The organism is Chryseobacterium sp. OV279 (assembly GCF_900128945.1).
In the GTDB taxonomy this organism is placed as follows: domain Bacteria; phylum Bacteroidota; class Bacteroidia; order Flavobacteriales; family Weeksellaceae; genus Chryseobacterium.
Window position 1 is genome coordinate 56647 of sequence record NZ_FQUD01000003.1, and the last position, 18915, is coordinate 75561.

The 18915-nt window shown below is 37.0% G+C and carries 15 protein-coding genes; 14 read left to right on the forward strand and 1 reads right to left on the reverse strand.

Annotated features, from left to right (window positions below; all coding sequences use genetic code 11):
• The first annotated feature begins 12 nt into the window (after window positions 1-12).
• The 10 genes from BUA72_RS12625 to BUA72_RS12670 all read left to right on the forward strand — a co-directional run bounded on the left by BUA72_RS12625 (window position 13) and on the right by BUA72_RS12670 (window position 15428).
• On the forward strand, window positions 13-1326 hold the full coding sequence (locus BUA72_RS12625; RefSeq protein ID WP_047454146.1) for a hypothetical protein: 1314 nt from the start codon (window positions 13-15) through the stop codon (window positions 1324-1326).
• A 76-nt stretch (window positions 1327-1402) separates the two neighbouring features.
• The gene (locus BUA72_RS12630) at window positions 1403-2326 is read left to right on the forward strand and encodes a T9SS-dependent choice-of-anchor J family protein (protein ID WP_072923222.1); all 924 of its coding nucleotides are present in this window, start codon (window positions 1403-1405) and stop codon (window positions 2324-2326) included.
• A 213-nt stretch (window positions 2327-2539) separates the two neighbouring features.
• A complete protein-coding gene (locus BUA72_RS12635) occupies window positions 2540-3280 on the forward strand; it encodes a hypothetical protein (protein ID WP_228407879.1) in 741 nt (246 codons plus the stop codon).
• Window positions 3281-3295: 15 nt separating this feature from the next.
• Entirely contained in the window at window positions 3296-4645 is a 1350-nt protein-coding gene (locus BUA72_RS12640) for a S41 family peptidase (protein ID WP_083544207.1), read from the forward strand.
• 36 nt (window positions 4646-4681) lie between these two features.
• A complete protein-coding gene (locus BUA72_RS12645; protein WP_047454155.1) occupies window positions 4682-4954 on the forward strand; it encodes a hypothetical protein in 273 nt (90 codons plus the stop codon).
• Between the two features lie 447 nt (window positions 4955-5401).
• Entirely contained in the window at window positions 5402-6127 is a 726-nt protein-coding gene (locus BUA72_RS12650; protein WP_083544208.1) for a sterol desaturase family protein, read from the forward strand.
• 316 nt (window positions 6128-6443) lie between these two features.
• Window positions 6444-8042 carry a T9SS type A sorting domain-containing protein gene (locus tag BUA72_RS12655; RefSeq protein ID WP_072923223.1) on the forward strand — a complete coding sequence of 533 codons (1599 nt, stop codon included), beginning with the start codon at window positions 6444-6446 and terminating at the stop codon, window positions 8040-8042.
• Window positions 8043-8048: 6 nt separating this feature from the next.
• Window positions 8049-11414 carry a hypothetical protein gene (locus BUA72_RS12660; RefSeq protein WP_072923224.1) on the forward strand — a complete coding sequence of 1122 codons (3366 nt, stop codon included), beginning with the start codon at window positions 8049-8051 and terminating at the stop codon, window positions 11412-11414.
• Between the two features lie 8 nt (window positions 11415-11422).
• Window positions 11423-14992, forward strand: coding sequence for a DUF6443 domain-containing protein (locus BUA72_RS24480; RefSeq protein WP_083544209.1), 3570 nt, complete (start codon window positions 11423-11425; stop codon window positions 14990-14992).
• A complete protein-coding gene (locus BUA72_RS12670; protein ID WP_034732076.1) occupies window positions 14964-15428 on the forward strand; it encodes a hypothetical protein in 465 nt (154 codons plus the stop codon). The genes BUA72_RS24480 and BUA72_RS12670 overlap by 29 nt, the downstream gene beginning before the upstream one ends.
• Window positions 15429-15460: 32 nt before the next feature.
• Here BUA72_RS12670 and BUA72_RS12675 read toward each other — a convergent pair whose 3' ends face one another.
• Window positions 15461-15727 (reverse strand): helix-turn-helix domain-containing protein, encoded by a 267-nt coding sequence (locus BUA72_RS12675; protein WP_228407880.1) that lies wholly within the window; start codon window positions 15725-15727, stop codon window positions 15461-15463.
• A 148-nt stretch (window positions 15728-15875) separates the two neighbouring features.
• Here BUA72_RS12675 and BUA72_RS24770 point away from each other — a divergent pair, with 148 nt between their 5' ends.
• The 4 genes from BUA72_RS24770 to BUA72_RS12695 all read left to right on the forward strand — a co-directional run bounded on the left by BUA72_RS24770 (window position 15876) and on the right by BUA72_RS12695 (window position 18769).
• Window positions 15876-16901, forward strand: coding sequence for an RHS repeat-associated core domain-containing protein (locus BUA72_RS24770; protein ID WP_317043242.1), 1026 nt, complete (start codon window positions 15876-15878; stop codon window positions 16899-16901).
• A gap of 3 nt (window positions 16902-16904) precedes the next feature.
• The gene (locus BUA72_RS12685; protein WP_047454171.1) at window positions 16905-17156 is read left to right on the forward strand and encodes a hypothetical protein; all 252 of its coding nucleotides are present in this window, start codon (window positions 16905-16907) and stop codon (window positions 17154-17156) included.
• A 166-nt stretch (window positions 17157-17322) separates the two neighbouring features.
• Entirely contained in the window at window positions 17323-18228 is a 906-nt protein-coding gene (locus tag BUA72_RS24775) for an RHS repeat-associated core domain-containing protein (protein ID WP_317043244.1), read from the forward strand.
• On the forward strand, window positions 18203-18769 hold the full coding sequence (locus BUA72_RS12695) for a hypothetical protein (RefSeq protein ID WP_072923228.1): 567 nt from the start codon (window positions 18203-18205) through the stop codon (window positions 18767-18769). Before BUA72_RS24775 ends, BUA72_RS12695 begins: the two co-directional genes overlap by 26 nt.
• Window positions 18770-18915 lie beyond the last annotated feature (146 nt).

Here is an 18915-nt window from a genome sequence, read left to right on the forward strand (position 1 = left end):
AAAATTATAACAATGAAAAAACTAACTTTAATTGCTTTTGCAGCATTATCTCTTACTGCTTGTCAAAATGATAACCTTGCAGATTCTTCTACTCCTTTTGAAATGAAGCCTGCTTCTGCTGAGTATCTTACAGCTTCTTCTCTTCCTGTAACTACTGTAAGCGGTGATATTACTTCAAGCACTACATGGAGTGGTGTTGTAGAACTTGATGGTATCGTAACTGTGAAGAATGGTGCTACATTAACTATTCAGCCGGGAACTTTCATTAAGGCAAAACCAAACACATCCAATACCGCTACAGGAGTTTTAGTAATCTCTAAGACAGGTAAAATCAATGCTACCGGTACAGAATCTCAGCCGATTATTTTTACAAGTTATAAACTGTTAGACGGAGACGAAAACACAACGGCTGCTCCTGGAGATTTCGGTGGGGTAATTGTTTTAGGTAATGCACCTACCAATACACCTGATACTAAGACGATTGAAGGATTAACAGGTTCAGATTTTTATTACGGAGGTTCCGATGCAGCTCACAACGGAGGTACATTGAAATATGTTCGTATTGAATTTGCAGGATTCGATCTTTTAGCGCCTAACTCAGGAAATGAGATCAACGGTCTTACTTTAGGAGGTGTTGGAAACGGTACTACTTTAGACCATATCCAGGTTTCTTACGGTAAAGATGACTCTTTCGAATTCTTCGGAGGTACAGTAAATGCTTCTAACCTTGTTTCTTTTGCTGCAGATGATGACAACTTTGACTTTGACAACGGGTACACAGGAACAATTACCAACGCACTTGCTTTAGCAGATACAAACTCTACACACAGTTTAAGTGGTGGTGTTTCTGATACTAACGGTATTGAGCTGGATAATAACGCAACAGGTACTGCTACAACATTGATCACCAATCCGGTAATCAACAATCTGACAATTGTAGGATCTCGTACTAATGTGTTATATACTACAGGTACACCTTCAGGATCTTATTATGAAAATGGTATCCACATCAGAAGAAACGGAAAATTAACGTTGAACAACGCCGTAGTAACAGGATATCCTGTTGGAATTAAAGTAGAAGGTACAGGTTCTGAACTTACTTCAGCTTCTAACCTAAGCTCAATCCAGGTACACGGATTTACAACTTCTGTTACAGGTGCAGGTACATCAGGAATTCCTGCTGCCAACCTATTAACAGGAACTACTGCTTCATCTTGGGGGATGAGCCAGCCATTCTTCAACGAAGGACCATGGAACGTATCTCCTAGAAATAGCGGAAACTTCCAGGGAGCATGGACTAAATATGACTTCTCTATTGTAGAATAAAACATTAAATGCAGGGGAAGCTTCCCATGTCTTTCCCTGCTTTTATTTTTTTAAAAAATCTCTAATAATCTGTATTATGAAAAAACTATTTTTATTATCTATTGTATTGGTATCTCAGGCTGCAGCAGCGCAGGTTCAGGTATGGAGCAATTCTTTTGATACACCCGCTGATCTTCAGGGATGGACTACTCATGATCTTAACAACAACGGAAACGGATGGGTACAGGGACAAAATATTTATTTAAGCGGTACCACTCTTACCTATGGTACTTCAGGAACGCTTCGCTATTCGACTAGTTTGGTTCCTTCAGGTACAGTTCCAAGCCTTGCTACTGAAAACGACTGGATCATTTCTCCGCAGATCAACCTGGAAGGAGCATCCGGAACCATCAATCTGGCTGCGTATATCGGAAGACAGAGAACCACACACCTTAATTTCGGACGTGATGTGTATATTTATGTAAGCACCCCTCAGAAACCCGTTCCTACATTGGCAGACTTTCAGGCAATGACCGTAGACGGAAGTGGAAATGATATTCCAAGTCCATACAGAATTATCGCCGGAACGCTCAGCAACCCTTTTCCAACTGATCTTACTCAGTTTAAAGAAAACGTTCTGGATATTTCTGCTTTTGCAGGTAAAAAGATCTACATCGCTTTATGGTCCAACAGAAAAACTACAGGAAACAATCTGCAGAATATTAACATCGATGAAATGGCGATTTATGCTTCAACATTTTTGGGAACAAAGGATGTAAATAAGAAAGAAAATCTAACTAAAATAACGGAAAACCCGGTAAAGGAATTCCTTCAGCTTCAACTGAATCCAGACTTTAATGTAAATAAGACGGAGGTGAATATTTACAGTGTGGCCGGACAGAAAGTGCTTTCAGTACCATATAACAGAGCTGTGAATGTAGCATCATTACAGGCAGGAATGTACATCGCTGAAGTTTCTGACGGAAAAACAACGGAAAGACTGAAGTTTATTAAAAAATAATCAGACAGCAGCTATCCACCCACCTACAGAGCATTCTGCAGGAATTGACATGAAAACTTTAATCGGTCAAAAATGATTTGAAGCTTCCCCGCAGAGACTTTTTTTGACCATAAACATATCTGACTTAGTTTTTTTATAATTATCCTATTGTCCCGCTAGTCAACGGGCGGGACAATATTTCTAAGTCCGGTTTTATAATTTAAATTGATATAAATGAATAAGTTCATTGCACTTTTATTTTTTACTCTATTGGTTTCCTGTGCAGACAGCAGCGTAATGCAGCCGTTTGATAAATCGCAGAAACCTGCTCAGGTTACGATCAAAGGATATTCAAAGCCGGATGTTCTTCAGCTGAGACTGAACGGGACCCCGGTATCCATTAACGGAAGCACGTCTTACACCAATAAAATAGAAACCAGACTTGATTTTGTCCTGGATGAAGGCGAAACAGACAGACTTGGAATCTACAACAATGAAACGGGCGCTGAGGTAGCCCATTATAATATGACCTACAACAATATCGACGATTACAAAACCCTGAACTTCTTCAATCTTCCGGGGATCTTTCTTCAGGCTTCAGCCGTAAAACCACAGGTTAATCTGGGAAAAGTAGGATTTGAATTCATTTTTCCAAACCTGGGCGAATATTCCGGGACCACATTAGCCAATGTGAAAGGAATTCTGAGAAGGGAAAATGGAGTAGTGCTGGCAGAGTTTGACAACATCGGAAAGAAGGGCTTTACGGAGGTAAAAATATATAACTATTTCAGTAATACAGCTCCGGTTTACCTTGAACTCTATAAACCCGGAACTACCACTCCCTATATCGGATCTGAAATCATCAAAGTTAAAATAAAACAGGACATGGGAGCCAATCTGATCGTGATTCAGGAAAAAATGGAAAATGGTGTCCTTACGGTCAAAGGAGATATCGATGTAGCAGATTATCTGTAATACCAGCCCGACTCTATGAAGAACTTTATTTATTTTCGTCTGTTGCTCCTTGTGGCAGTTTCACTATTGTTCTTATCATGCAATAACGATGATGAGGGTGTTCCCAATTTTCCGGACGGAAGCACAGAATCTGTCAACCTTTGGGTACAGGACAGCATGAGGCGGTACTATTACTGGGCAGATCAGATGCCGGCGAAACCGGATTATCATCTTCCGGTAAAAGATTTTTTTAAAAGTCTGTTGTCCCCTCAGGACCGGTTTTCATTTGCGGTAGATCCTCAGGACCCTTCTTCCTATCCGCGCTCTGTCCGGAATATGTATGGTTTTGATTACGCAGTGATACAGCTCCCCAATGGAAATGTAGTGACCACCGTTAAGCTGGTGATGAAAAACTCTCCCGCATTCAATTCGGGGTTGCAGAGAGGAATGATGATCACAAAAATCAATGGACAGGCGATTACGGCATCCAATGCAGAACAGTTAACCTCATCGATTAAAGACCAAACCGTAATAGATCTTACGGTAGGAAACTGGAAAAACGGAACGGTTACGGATGAAAAGAACATCAAAGTTTATTACGGATACTCTTTTGAACAGCCTTTGGAATCAAAAATATTTGAAAAGAACGGGAAAAAGACAGGCTATCTCTACGTCTACGATTTCCCGGATGGAATGACATCAGCACTGAATCAGAAATTCGCTTTATTCAAAGCTTCCGGAGTACAGGAACTGATTTTGGATCTCCGTTATAATTACGGCGGTTCCGTATCCTCAGCTGCGGCGCTCTGTTCCCTGATTCCTTCAAATATCACAGCAACATCACCATTCATTATATACAAAGGAAACAAAAATGGAGGTGAGGTGAAAAGAACATTCGCCCAGCAGATTGCTTATGATCCAACTGCCCTTGATTTCAACACCCTTCGTGCCAATGCCCTGGGATTAAATAAAGTCTATATCTTAAGCTCAAACAGTACGGCTTCTGCATCAGAGATTGTAATCAATAATCTTAAACCTTATCTACAGGTTGTTCAGATAGGCGATGTGACACTGGGTAAAGATATGGCCGGATTTATGGTGGAAGATAAAAGGAAGCCCAAAAAGATCTCGTGGCAGCTTCATCCAGTGATCTATAAAGTTTTTAATGCCAATGGGGAAGGAGCTTACAGTAACGGAATTCCCCCACAGATTGCAGCCAATGAATATGCTACACTTCCGCTGCTTCCGCTGGGAGATTCAGAAGAAGCTTTAATTTCTTCTGCCCTGAACAATATTTATTCAAAATCAGCAGGCAGGGAAGTTCTGGACCAAGGTGTTAAGATTTTATTTCAAAGCGATACGCCTTCTGCAGCCATCGGAAAATGAATGTCTTTTTAAGCTTTAATACATAAACCAACAGCCATGCAGGGAATAGAACCTAAATTTCACAGCAGCCTCACAGACCGGATGGAGTATTACCGCGGTCTCCTGAAGAAAACAGCCGGAACTTCGGAGGTCCAGCCTTCTGATATGATCTCGAAGATCTCAGAATTGGGAGAATTGTATGAAGATTATCTGGCCAATAAAAGACAATTGGAAAGAAGCATTAAAAACTACAGACAATACCATAATGATCTGCGTAAACAGCTGACTTTGCGGGTGCGGGAATTAAGACGGAAGACAAGGCAGAAATGATTTTTATATAACCACAAAAGCCGCAAAATTTTTTCTATATTTTAGTTGAATAAAGTTGATGAAAAACTGCATAGAAGAACATATAAACTTTCTGAAAATCTAAAATTTTTATCTTGAAAGATTAATAGGAATCACTCAGAAGAACACGTGAAATATTCCCAATCATCTGTATAATCAGTGAAATCAGTGGTGAAAAAGTGCTCACGATTCAGCTGAAAAAAGGTTTTAACACGTAAGTTATTTTGAAGTTGAATGTTTTGAGAATAAGAAGTTCACTTAAGTTTTTTGAAAATCTTTGATTTTCAATGGATGTGAAATTAATCTTTTCAGGATATTTTCAAGCAGAGCTTTAAGTGTTTAAAAGGCTCTACGGATTATTTATTCTGTCTTCATTAGATTCTTTACTGTGAAATTCATACATTTATCAGGTTGACAGATAACAAGTGTATGTATTTTGATTGGTTTCATTTTTCTGAGTATGTAAAAATATTCTGGCAGTTCTCTTGGCCGCAATGGATCATATTCAGCTTTTTATCCAATATTCTTTTGTGTTTATTTTCAGTAGGCTTATATCAGTTTATTGAAAAAACATGCCGCAAAGACGTGCTGCAGGAGCAAAACCATCCCATTACCCAATCTGATTTCTATCTCAGCCTTCTTACGGTTTTCTGTAACAGCGTGGTAATGTTATTGGGTGCATTTTTATGGAAAACCCATTGGATTATCCTTGATATAAACCCGTCTGCGGTTTCTGTTGTTCTGGAAACCATTGGTTTCATTCTTTTAATGGATCTTCTGATGTACTTTTTTCACTATGCCGCCCATCTGCCTTTTGTGTATAAAATATTGCATGGCAGGCATCATGAGCATATAAGCACCAACTTTCTAAGCCTCTTTGTATTGCATCCTTTTGAAACCATCGGCTTTGGATTCATGATTTTAGCCTTATTAATGAGTTATGATTTTTCTATAATTTCTATAAGTCTTTATGTATTCATCAATCTTATCTGGGGAACTATAGGCCATCTGAACCGGGAATTCTTTCCGGCATCATTTGACAGGCTCTTTGTTGGAACAACCAAGTTTCACAATCAGCATCATTTGGATGGAAACAAAAACTTTGGTTTTTATACTTCTGTTTGGGACAGGCTGTTTGGAACATACCGCGCATGAAAAAATGAATGTTTTACCAGGTTTACATTCTGCACATTTACTCTAGTTGCTGTCAGTTCCGTTGTACACAGGCATTTTCTGTAATTTTTTTTCAATATTTATTTTCTTTGATATCAAAGAAAAAGCACCCTGTACAATTTATATGCGTCACGTTCTGTCGCTGTCCCGGGATACTTTTGTAGTGGTAAAACTGGAAATGCATTGGTAAGTGATAAATTACTCATTAAATCTCATTAAAGAGACTTGCGGGTGTGTTAAAAAATGTTAAATTTGCCGCATTATTTATAAAACTAATATTAACTTAAAACACAAACAGATGAAGAAATTCTACTCCTGTGCATTGACCTTGTGCACGCTTCTGGGGCTTTCTGCCCAGGAAGTATTGTGGCAGAAAGACATCAGGTCTTCTACACAGAATTTTCTAAGCCAGGTTACGACGACTATTGATCAACAATATCTTATTTCGGGAAGCTCAATTCAGGCATCCAAAATACAAGAAGGGAATCAACAGAACAATGGTTACGATTTCCATTTAATCAAACTGAACCAGCAGGGAGAGCAGGTTTGGGAAAAATATTTCTCAGGACAGAACCACGATTATCTGTCGGCTTCTGTAGCCACTCAGGAAGGAGGTTTTCTTCTGGCCGGAACATCTTATTCCGGAAAAGGATTGGATAAAAAAGAAGATTCCAAAGGTGGATCTGATGTCTGGCTGATCAGAATCAATGAATTCGGAGATGAGCTTTGGCAAAAAACATTGGGAAGTTCTTCTGATGAGGAAGCTAGATCTGTTATTCAAACAACAGACCTCGGATTCTTTATAGCCGGAAATGTTCAAAACTCATCTAAAGGTTATGGATCAAAAGATGTTTGGATCTCAAGACTTGATAAAAACGGAAAAATACTTTCTGAAACGATTTTAGGTGGAAAGGGCCTGGATGAAGTAGAGAAAATGATTCCTACCAGAGATGGAGGAACGTTGTTGGGAATTTACTCGAGGAGCTCCGAGATCCGGGTTTCGGGTTCCACAGATAAGTCGTCTTCGGCAACCTCATATCCCGTATCCCGAACCGCTAAGTCTACGGATAATTTCGGCGAGGGCGACTACTGGATCGTGAAGCTCGATAAAACTGGAAAAGTAGAATGGGAAAAGAACTTTGGAGGAAAAGGTGATGACCATATCAGAACATTGGCCTTAACATCTGCAGGATATGTAATCGGTGGAGAATCCAGATCTGAAAGATCGGGAAATAAAACGGTAGGAATTGAAGACGGAACAGATCTATGGCTAATTTCTTTAAACGAAAGAGGCGAAGAAATCTGGCAAAAGTCTTACAATTTCAAAAACAGAGATATTTTAATGGGAATGAGTGTTCTTCATTCAGCAGATGATAAATCCTCAAAAGGAATTCTTTTAGGAGGCTATACACAGGCAGAAGGAAAAATACAGACAGATGATGAAACCTTCTGGATGCTTTATCTCAACCAAGACGGAAATGAAGAGTGGCGAAAATATGTGAAAGGAGAATCCAGAAAGAAAGAGGAAAGACTTTCAGATATAAAATTAAACAGAGATGGTTCAATAATTTTAGCAGGAACCAGTGCGGAAGAACTTGGAAAAGAGAACTGGAAGATTGTGAAGCTTGGAGACAACCAGATCAATAAACTCATAGAAAAACAAGACATCAAGATTTATCCGAATCCGGTTTCAGACTATGCTTATGTAGAAATAGGTTTCGATTTCAAAGAAGCTGATATTATGCTGTATGATATGGGTGGAAGACAGCTTCAGAGCTTGAAAACGAAGAATAAAGTAACGAAGATCAATACTCAGAATTTGATTCAGGGGGCTTATCTGGTGACGGTAAAGACCGATGGGAATAAGACGGCGAATGCAAAATTAATTAAGAAATAAACTAAGATGAAAAGAGTTTTTATACTATTATTTATTTATATATTTTCTACCGGATACAGTCAATCCGGAGTGGGAGATTACAGTACACAGAAAAAAAACATTGTCGCTTTTCCTACTTCCGCAAATGCATATGCGATGGACAAAGTGGGGAAGCTTCCGGTTGATATGTTTAGAGGAAAAGCCAATATCAATATTCCTTTTTATACAGTGAATGTGGATGGGGTTAATATTCCCGTTTCCCTGTCATATAATACCGGCGGAATAAAATTAAATGAGGTGGCCAGTACTGCAGGCTTAGGCTGGTCTTTAAATATTCCTGGCAGCATCAACCAGAATATTGTAGATAAAGATGACAAGTATTCTTCAATGTATACTAAAAATATCAATACTGTATTATCCAAACTTGTTGATATAAGTATGTACGAAAATGAGCTCCGACAAGTCGTGGCTGATCATTATGAAGGGGTATATGATACAAGACCCGATATGTTCAATTATTCCCTGCCATTGGGAGGAGGGAGCTTTATTTTTAATAACGATACAGGATATACGATTCCTCATGAGGATCTGTTGATTACAGCTACAAATAACAAAAAGAATATCAAAATTGTAGGTACGGATGGAGCTACCTATTTCTTAAGTACAAAGAACTCTACCCTGGTCAATTCGGGTGTCCCTGGTGATACAGGCTCCGGTTCACAAACACTTTATCAGGTAGACAGCATAAGAACTGCAAATAATAAGAGGATTTTATTCGAATATGCAAAGTCGTACTCCTATGAGGAAAAAAGTATTACTGAAAAAGTAAATATTGATATCACTAAAAACGTTATGACAGATGTAAATCTGCCACCTAGTTTACCTGAATATGAAAGGTATACAGGAACAGCAGCCAGTATGGAGCAATTAATTACAAAAATTATTTTCCCCGATGGAACTGTATATTTCAATTATTCTAATGACGGATTGCCTTTTTCTGACGGAACAAGCATAAGAAAAGACCTTTCGGGTACTAATGGCGTGGCACTACGTCAGGTCCTTGTGAAAGATAACTATGGAAAGATCATCAAGAATTATCACATGAATTATTCTTACTTTACCTCAAATACCGGTACTGATTTTCAGAATTACAGGCTGAAGCTATTGAACGTTTATGATGACCTGCAGAATAATTATTATAAATTCTATTATAATGAAAGTATTCCCTTTCCTGCCCGTAATTCTAATAATGATGACTATTGGGGATATATTAATTCTACTAATTCCAGTGAAGGCTCATACAATCTTCCCGATCAGGTTTATACAGATTATGTATCCCCAAATGAAAATGTTTCTGTAAAACCTCAATATACCAGGAATCGTGATACCAATCCGACCTATGCACAGATTGGTATTTTAAACAGAATTGAATATCCAACCGGAGGAAGCAAAAATCTGTATTATGAAAATGCCAATAAATTTTTTACGAAAACAAATTACCAGTGGGGATATCTCGACAACTTTGCCACGGTAATGAGTGAACCTGCAGGAGGAATCAGTGATGGTTTCGGAAATGTAAACCAAACCGTTACTATTCCGCAAAGTTTCTTTGATGAAAAAGTAGCTCCTAAGATCAAACTGACATTTGGGAACACCTGCCAAAACAATGTGGATGACGAAACAAGTCAGGTTCACGATACATCCTGCTATGGTAATGCTATTGTTATGGGGCAGAATTATGGAACTAATGGAAAACCTGCTGTATTTGAACTTTATTCCTCAAATAATGTATTTAACATATCTTTATCCCGACAGGGTAAATGCCAGTGTGGATATGCTATAGATGTAGAGTATGGGAAGTATAACACGTTGAATACCAACGTTCCGATTGGAGGGCTTAGAATTAAAAAAATTGAAGATAAAAATGAAAACAGCATTGTAAATGCCTACAATTATAAATACGAAACCTTCGATCCGGCTACCAATACCAATAAAAGCAGCGGGGTTCTGAATATGCCTTTTCAATATACCAGTTTACTGAAAAGATATTCTGAACTTAACACCGAAGGAGCTGAAATATATCCCCCGTATGTTCAAAAATATCTTGTTATTAATAACTCAAGCACCAGTTATAACAGCTATGGTTCTTCAGATGTTATTACTTATAAGCAAGTAACAGAGTATAATGATTTGGGAGAAAACATCAATATATTTTCAAAGATCAACAGTTCAGACAGTGATAAAATGTATACCCACATTTATTCCAATTATGATGACTGGAAAAATGGATTACTGGAAAAAAATATCATCTTAAATAAGCTGGGTGATACGTTGAGAGTGCAAACTAATAAATATGCCTTTAATAATCTAAAAAACCCCAAAGCCGGATTTATTACCGGAGATCCCAACCAAATGGGATTTGCTTTAAATCTGGATATCGTAAAATATCCAAAAAGAATAACGAGTAGTACACATGAGACCATTTATGGCCATATATATTTAGTAAATAAAGAAATTTTATCAATCAATTCAGGTAAAGTTGAAAATACTGAATCTAAAACGACAGAATATTTCCCTGGAAATAAAGTTATAGAAACGGTTACTCAATCAGCTTACTACGATACGGATATCAATAAACCTATGAATGTGAGAACCGTAACTGCAAAAACTTCAGACAATACGGTAACAGAAACCACTTACCAATATGCTCATGAAAAAGGTAATCAGTTGATGATCGATAAGAATATGATAGGACTTCCTCTGGAAACTTCAACAACGCAGAAGATTGGAACTACTACAAAAACGTTGTCAAGAACAGAAACCATTTATCCGAAAACTGTTGCAGAAATTACAAACAACAGTGCTTCTCTGGTACTTCCTCTATCTGTAGTTTCTTATGACTTAAAAGATCTAAATACAAATGTTAATCTTCCGGCAATGAGTGTGGAAGTGTCCTATGACAGATATGATTCCAAAGGAAACATACAGCAATACACCACAAAAGATGGAATTTCTACGACTGTAATCTGGGGTTACAAGAAAACCCAGCCTATCGTTAAAATAGAGGGCGCGAAACTATCAGATATCAGCCAGTCATTAATTGATAATATCGTCAATGCCTCAGACAATGATGCCCAGTTGGGTACAGAGGCTTCCGAGCAATCATTGGTTGCGGCTTTAGATTTGTTCAGAAACAATTCTGCATTATCGGCTTACCAGATCAGCACCTATACTTACAATCCATTAATTGGTGTAACCAGCATCACTCCACCGTCCGGAATGAGAGAAATTTACACCTATGATACCGCTAATCGATTGAAAGAAGTAAAACAGCTGGATAAAAATGGTGTTTACAGAATCGCGAAAGAATACAAATACAACTATAAAAACTAAACACAAGCATGAAAAAAATAATCATTCCCATTGGGGTTTTGCTGATGGCTCATTCCGTGAATGCCCAGCTGACCCAGGGAGAAAACTATGTGTATTCTAAATCCTATCTTGATTATAATTCAGGCGGCCAACCGACAAAAACTTCAGAAACCGTTCAGTATATAGATGGTCTTGGAAGACCTAAACAGGTAGTGAACATAAAAGCTTCTCCTTTGGGAAGAGATGTGGTTACCCATATAGAATACGATCAGTTCGGCAGACAGGTTTTTGATTTTCTTCCTGTTCCTCAGCCTGGAACTCAAAATGGAGGAATCGTTCCTTTATCTTTAGCCAATGCCACCCAGCCTGATATCTATGGCTCCGAAAAGATCTACTCCGAAAAGATATTAGAAAATTCACCATTAGACAGGGTTTTGGAACAGAAACAGGTGGGGAATGCCTGGAACACCCAGCCTGTGAAATTTGGATACGATGTGGTTACTGTAGCTGATAGGGTTAAAAAGTTCATCACCGTTACCTCATGGGAAAATGGGGCAACAAAGTCCCGATTGGAAGAAAATTGGCTGTATACCGATGGGCAGTTGTATAAAAACTCTGTAAAAGATGAAGATTTAAATGAAACCATAGAATTTAAAAACGGGAAGGGACAAACGATATTGGTAAGAAAAGTCATTGCCAATGATGAATATGCTGATACCTATTATGTTTACAATGAATTTAATCAGCTGGCATTTGTAGTTCCACCGTTGGCAAGCATCCGTGGTGATATTGTTGCGAATACGGTAAAGCAGGATGAATTGTGCTACCAATACAGCTACGACGGGAGAGGAAGGCTTGTTGAGAAGAAACTTCCTGGAAAAGGGCGAGAGTTTATGGTGTATGATAAACAGGATAGACTGGTAGCTACCCAGGATGCGAATTTAAATGCAAAAGGGCATTGGCTGTATACCAAATATGACCAGTTCGGAAGAGTTATCATGACCGGAATATGCCTTGCTATGGGAAATTCCCGTCTGGAAGAACAAAATTACGCAAATACCAAAGGGAGTAACAATGAAACCAGAAGCTCTTCCGTTGTGGTGAATTACAGCGGGATGGGCGTGTACTATTCTGTTGCCCAAGGCTACCCTCAATATGACAAAGTATATAATTTTCTGAGTCTTAATTATTATGATACCTATCCTGTAGGAGCACCAGATATTCCATCACAGATACTTGGAGATAGTGTTTTGCCGGAAAACACCCAAAATTCAACGTCCAGTACAAAAGGATTACCTACTGCCAGTTATATAAAAAATACAGAAGCCAGTGATTATGGATGGACCAGGAATTATACCTATTACGATATCAAAGGCCGACCAATTGGCACTTATTCCATTAATCATCTGGGAGGGTATACCAAAACAGAATCTAAACTGGATTTTGGGGGGGCACCGCAGATGGTTATTACAAAACACAAAAGGTTAGAGACAGATACAGAAAGAGTCATCACTGAAAACTTCACCTATGATCACCAGAACAGACTTTTAGTGCATAAGCATCAGGTAGACGGGAATCCTGAAGAAATTCTGGTTCAGAATAAATACAATGAACTTTCCCAGGTTGAAAACAAGAAAGTGGGAGGAGTTAGTATGGGTTCACCGCTCCAAAGTATCGATTACAAATACAACATCAGAGGCTGGATGACCCAGATCAATGATCCTGTAAGCCTGAACGGAAAACTGTTCGGATATAAAGTAAAATATACAGATCCTGTTTACAGTAGTATTTCACCGGGGAAATTCAATGGAAATATTGCTGAAATAGACTGGAATATGTCAACGGTGAATAACCTTAAAAGATACAATTACACCTATGACAAACTGAACAGATTAACCGACGCTGAATATGCAGAACCTGAGAAAACCAATCCCCATAACAAGAATTTTGATGAACGTTTAATCTACGATTTAAATGGCAATATTGCCTTCTTAAAAAGAAATGCCCTTCCTGTTTTTGGCTCAACATCCACACAGGTGGATGATCTTGAGTATAAATACATTGGAAACCGTTTGAATCAGGTTATTGAAAGTTCTTTAAATGATACTGGATATGAGGGAGGAAATAATATCATTGAGTATGACCTGAACGGCAATATGATTAATATGAAAGATAAAGGGATTCAAACCATTACGTACAATTATCTGAGTTTGCCCAATACTTTTGATATTGTACAGACCACGATGGGCGTTACTTTTCGTTCCAATCTCGGTTATCTTTACCGTGCAGACGGAACGAAGCTGAAAAAAATCTATACCGGCAGAATGGATGGAAGAGGAGCTGTGACTACCACCCGAATGACGGACTATCTGGATGGGTTCCAGTACAGCTATATCGATACGGGAGATGGATTTCAACCCTGTCTGGGCTGCAGAACAGAGTCTGCTTTTGAAGAGCAGGCCTATGAAAATGTAGGAAAAACATTTCCCGGTCTTGGCGGAACGCCGGAATGGAAACTGGATTTTGTACCCACAGCAGAAGGATTTTACAGTTTCACAGAAAACCGTTATATTTACCAATACAGAGATCATTTAGGAAATGCCAGAGTAAGTTTTGCCAAAAACAGCACAGGAGCTCTTGAAGTAACGGATACCAACAATTATTATCCATTTGGCCTCAATCATATTGAAGGAATGCTAAGCAGTTCTAATTTTGGAGGGTATTACAGTTATAAGTACAACGGCAAGGAGCTTCAGGAGAGTGGGATGTATGATTATGGAGCAAGATTCTATATGCCTGACTTAGGACGCTGGGATGCTATAGATCCGCTTGCGGAGAAAATGACAAGACATAGCCCTTATAACTATGCTTTTGATAATCCAATCCGATTTATTGATCCGGATGGTAGAGCACCTGTTGATGATCATTTTAATAAGTACGGACGTTATATGTACACTGATAATAAAAAAACCAACAATGTAATTATACATACAGATAAAGGAAATGCAAGTCTTTCACAATTAGATTACAGCAAGAAAGGAACTATAACAGCTGTTTCTAAAGTTTTAGCACACTATGCAGGAGAAAAAAATATTGGAGGATATGTGGGTGTAGGGACATACGGTAAAGGAGATGCTCATACAAATGGGCGAGGAAATATTTTCTTTAATACCACATCTTTAAAAGGTGGTGAGTATGATAATGCATATTATATCCGATCTACTTTAAACCACGAAGGAGGAAAGCTTGGACATAAAAATGAAAATTTCAAGGGAGACTATACTTTTACATTACACTCTAAAGTTTACTTAAACGAAGCTAAGGATCCTGATTTTGGAAAGACTCCAGATAATTCTCGAGCAGGTCAAGCCGCAAGTTTTGGTCAACATGTTCTTAATGCAGCAGAAAAAGAATCAAGCTATGGTAATAATCCCATGGATATGATTAATCAATATAATGAAGAGAATACGGGAGGAGTATATATAAATGTTTATAACTCAGGGAATAACCTGCCAACAAGTACAAAACTTACTGTTCAAATAGGAAATAAAATTTATCCAACAAAATCATATGAAGACATCAAGCATCCTCAAGAGTAGTTTACTTCTTTTAGCTTTTACTATTTTTTCATGTAAAGAAAGTAATAAAGATAAAATACAATCTGTCTTTGCAGGAGAAACTAGTAAAAAATGGTATTGTTATAGCATTGATGAAGATCATTCATTTTATCCATATAGAGTAAAAGAATTTTTTAAAGATGGAAGGCAGATCCAATACATAAATAATTCTACTACTAAGAATTTAGATACTATCCCAAAAGATGATATGTATAATCCTGAGAAATGGTTTATCATCAATGATTCAGTTGTTAGTATAGATTCTGAGAGAAATCCTAAAAGTGGCTATTATCATAAAAATACCAGTAAAATACTCTTTTATAATAAAGATACTATTATTTTACAAGGAACAAAGCGTAGTAATTACGAAGGTGTTTTAATCCTTACACGATATAAAGGAAAAACAAATAATAAATAAAATAAAAGCCACTCGGAAGAGTGGCTTTTATTTTACATAATCGATTGCAATTTAGTTTGCTTGAGGAACGCATCAAGGAGATCGAAGACATGTTGTCTATCGTTCTCTTTTAGTTTTTGGATATCCAAAATTTTAGAAACAATATTTTTTTCCAAAAGAACATCTGTAGCACCTATAAGATAATCCAGAGAAATTTCCAGAGCTTCCGCAAGTTGTGTAGCTACCTCAATAGATGGTTTTACTTCGTCACGTTCATATCTTCCGATGACAGCACCGTGAACACCCACAAGTTTGCCCACTTCGTCCTGCTACATCTTTTTATCTTTTCTTACCCTGAGTTGGCGCGAGCGTCTCGCTCGTGCCCCGAACAAAACAAAACCACTGTAAAATTGCAGTGGTTTGCTATTTTGAGAAAACCGTTATATTTACCAATACAGAGATCATTTAATAGGAAATGCCAGAGTAAGTTTTTCCAAAAACAGCGCAGGAGCTCTTGAAGTAACGGATACCAACAATTATTACCCATTTGGTCTCAATCATATTGAAGGAATGCTTAGTAGTTCTAATTTTGGAGGGTATTACAGTTATAAATACAATGGGAAAGAACTTCAGGAGACGGGTATGTATGATTATGGAGCTAGGTTCTATATGGCGGATCTTGGGAGATGGGGTGTTGTAGATGAATTTGCAGAAAAATCACGAAGATTCTCTACTTATACGTACGCTTTAGATAATCCTATCATGTTTGTTGATCCTGACGGTAGAGAAGCAGAAAGATGCTGTAGTTGGAATGATGTTAAAGGTTTTGGTAGAGGATTATGGGGTGGAACCAAAGGTCTAGCAATAGGTTTGGTTCAATCCAATACAGCTTCAGTAATGATTAATGCTAAAAAAGAATGGACTAAGGTTTATAATGCATACGAAAAAGGAGGTGCAAAAGCAGCAGGTAATCAATACATTAATTCTTTGTACGAGACAAGTGGAGCAAAGGCAATTGTACAAACTGCAAAAGGAGTTAAAAATGGAGATGCTGAATCTATTGGAACCGCTGTTGCCGTTGGTGGAGCAGCAATATTAACTCATAAAATTACAAAAACCTCAAAAGTAACAGGATCAACAAAATTATATAGAGGAGTGAATAGTACCAGTCCGGGATATGAAAATGCTTTAGAAGGAATAGCGAAACCAAGAGGTGGCAGCGCAACTCCATTAGAACATAATACTGTCACAACAGAAAGTAATTATACATCTTGGACTTCTAATATGTCTGTAGCTGAAAATTTTGGCTTGAGAACTAGTGGTGAAGGGGTTGTTTTGACAGCTGAAATTCCTAATAGCCAATTAGTACAAAGTCCAAATTTAAAATCTGTTAATTTAGTACAGTCTCCAGGTACAATTGTTAGCGAATCTGAAACGTTAGTGAAAGGTCCTGTAACAGGAGCGAATGTAAAAAAAGTTAATTTAGATAGATAAATTATGAAATTTCCAAATTTAAAAGAACATCAATTTTCGGTTCTAATGTCAAATAGTGAAACAGGAATTGTTTTAAATGTTGATCTTGAAATTCATAGGGGGGATGAAGAAAAATCAGCATATAGTGTATTTGAAAGTATGGAACAAACAAAAGAGTTCATCAATAAAATATCTTTAGTAAATGATAAAATTGAATTTATAATTTATAATCCTAAGCAACAAGTTGTTGAATTTATAGCAGCAAAATACTCTTAAAGGAAACAACCCAATACCAAACTCTGGCTTATATACCAGATTAAAAAAAACCACTGTAAAATAGCAGTGGTTTACCATTTGAGAAAACCGTTATATTTACCAGTACAGAGACCATCTAGGAAATGCTAGGGGAAGTTTTGCCAAAAACAGCGCAGGAGCTCTTGAAATAACGGATACCAACAATTATTACCCATTTGGCCTCAATCATATAGAAGGAATGCTAAGCAGTTCTAATTTTGGTGGGTATTACAGTTATAAGTACAATGGTAAGGAGCTGCAGGAGACGGGGATGTATGATTATGGGGCGAGGTTTTATATGGCGGATCTTGGGAGATGGGGTGCGGTGGATCCGCTGGCGGAGGCTTATAGAAGACATGGCGTTTATAATTATGCTGTAGATAACCCGATAAGATTTATAGATCCTGATGGAATGAAGATCGAATATGCAAACGACCCGAATAAATCTAAAAAAGAGAATGGGGAATTAAAGAGAGATTTTAAACGATCTCAAAGGGAATTAAATAGAAGTTCTGAAGAGGCGAGAAATAACTGGAATACATTGGTTAAATCAAAAAATGTACATACTATACATCTTAACCAAAAGGATTCAAATGGAAACATTATTTCGAATGTAACTGAGCCTAAAGAAGGATATAATACTGAAACAGGAGGTGGGACTGATATTTATTTAGATTTAAACAAAAAAACTTCTAATGATATTGATTTAGGTACAAGTATAGTTGGTATTGGTCATGAAGAAGGTCATGCCTTTAGATTTGATCAAGGAAAAGTAGAGGGTGACTATGAGGGAAATATTTCTGATCCAGACTATTTTTCTAAATCTATACAACATGCTGCTAAAGTAAGACAAACAGAAGAAACAGAAGTTTCGCATATTGAAAATGTTATTAGAGCTCAAATTGACCCTACAGGTACTAAAATTCCTTTAAGACAAACATTTAAAAATGCACCAAGTATTACAATAGATCCTCTTACAGGGAAAATAAAATCAGGAACAGTCAACTTAAATGTAATAAAGCCAGGATATGATTATTATAAGAAAAAAAAATAACGTTTTCATTACTTACTCTTTTTTACTCATTTTATTATTTTACACTAATTGCAAGAGTCAAGTAGATGAGCCAAATAATAGAAAGTGTGTATTGGCAACCTCTAACAAAGAAATGATATTAGATAAGAATCAAGTAAAAGAATTTTATCAGGTTAACAACAAATATGATATTGTTTTATATCAATCCAAATCTGGGGAAATTGATGTGAAATTCAAAAGAATTTATAAAGACAAAAATAATAAATGGTTTTATATTGAAATTTTTAATAATAAGATAGTTGCACAAGAGCAAATACACATTAACAATTCTGATTTTGATCTATTATTTGAAAATTTTGAAAATGTTGGGATGTATAAAAATTGCGGAATGTGTTTTGGATGTTATAATTATATTAGTTTAATAAAAAAAGATAGTAAAATTTTTAGTTATTATTATGATTCTTCTTCAAAAAAACTAAGTGATAATGATTTATCAAAATTAAAAAATTATTTGAAAATATTAATTTTTTTTAATCAATACAATCTTTCATTTGTTAAATAGAGTTTATAATAGCAGCTATTTCAATATTCTTATAAATGTAAATATTATTTATTGTAACTATATCCGTACTACTAGCATTTAATGAATAAAACCACTGTAAAATTGCAGTGGTTTACTATTTGAGAAAACCGTTATATTTACCAGTA

Excerpts from the sequence above, each read along its gene's own strand:
- BUA72_RS24480 (WP_083544209.1), top strand. The coding sequence starts at position 11,423 with ATGAAAAAAATAATCATTCCCATTGGGGTTTTGCTGATGGCTCATTCC.
- BUA72_RS12660 (WP_072923224.1), top strand. The coding sequence starts at position 8,049 with ATGAAAAGAGTTTTTATACTATTATTTATTTATATATTTTCTACCGGA.
- BUA72_RS12640 (WP_083544207.1), top strand. The coding sequence starts at position 3,296 with ATGAAGAACTTTATTTATTTTCGTCTGTTGCTCCTTGTGGCAGTTTCA.
- BUA72_RS12645 (WP_047454155.1), top strand. The coding sequence starts at position 4,682 with ATGCAGGGAATAGAACCTAAATTTCACAGCAGCCTCACAGACCGGATG.
- BUA72_RS12655 (WP_072923223.1), top strand. The coding sequence starts at position 6,444 with ATGAAGAAATTCTACTCCTGTGCATTGACCTTGTGCACGCTTCTGGGG.
- BUA72_RS12685 (WP_047454171.1), top strand. The coding sequence starts at position 16,905 with ATGAAATTTCCAAATTTAAAAGAACATCAATTTTCGGTTCTAATGTCA.
- BUA72_RS12650 (WP_083544208.1), top strand. The coding sequence starts at position 5,402 with ATGTATTTTGATTGGTTTCATTTTTCTGAGTATGTAAAAATATTCTGG.
- BUA72_RS12635 (WP_228407879.1), top strand. The coding sequence starts at position 2,540 with ATGAATAAGTTCATTGCACTTTTATTTTTTACTCTATTGGTTTCCTGT.
- BUA72_RS12630 (WP_072923222.1), top strand. The coding sequence starts at position 1,403 with ATGAAAAAACTATTTTTATTATCTATTGTATTGGTATCTCAGGCTGCA.
- BUA72_RS12670 (WP_034732076.1), top strand. The coding sequence starts at position 14,964 with ATGAAGACATCAAGCATCCTCAAGAGTAGTTTACTTCTTTTAGCTTTT.
- BUA72_RS12625 (WP_047454146.1), top strand. The coding sequence starts at position 13 with ATGAAAAAACTAACTTTAATTGCTTTTGCAGCATTATCTCTTACTGCT.
- BUA72_RS12695 (WP_072923228.1), top strand. The coding sequence starts at position 18,203 with ATGATTATTATAAGAAAAAAAAATAACGTTTTCATTACTTACTCTTTT.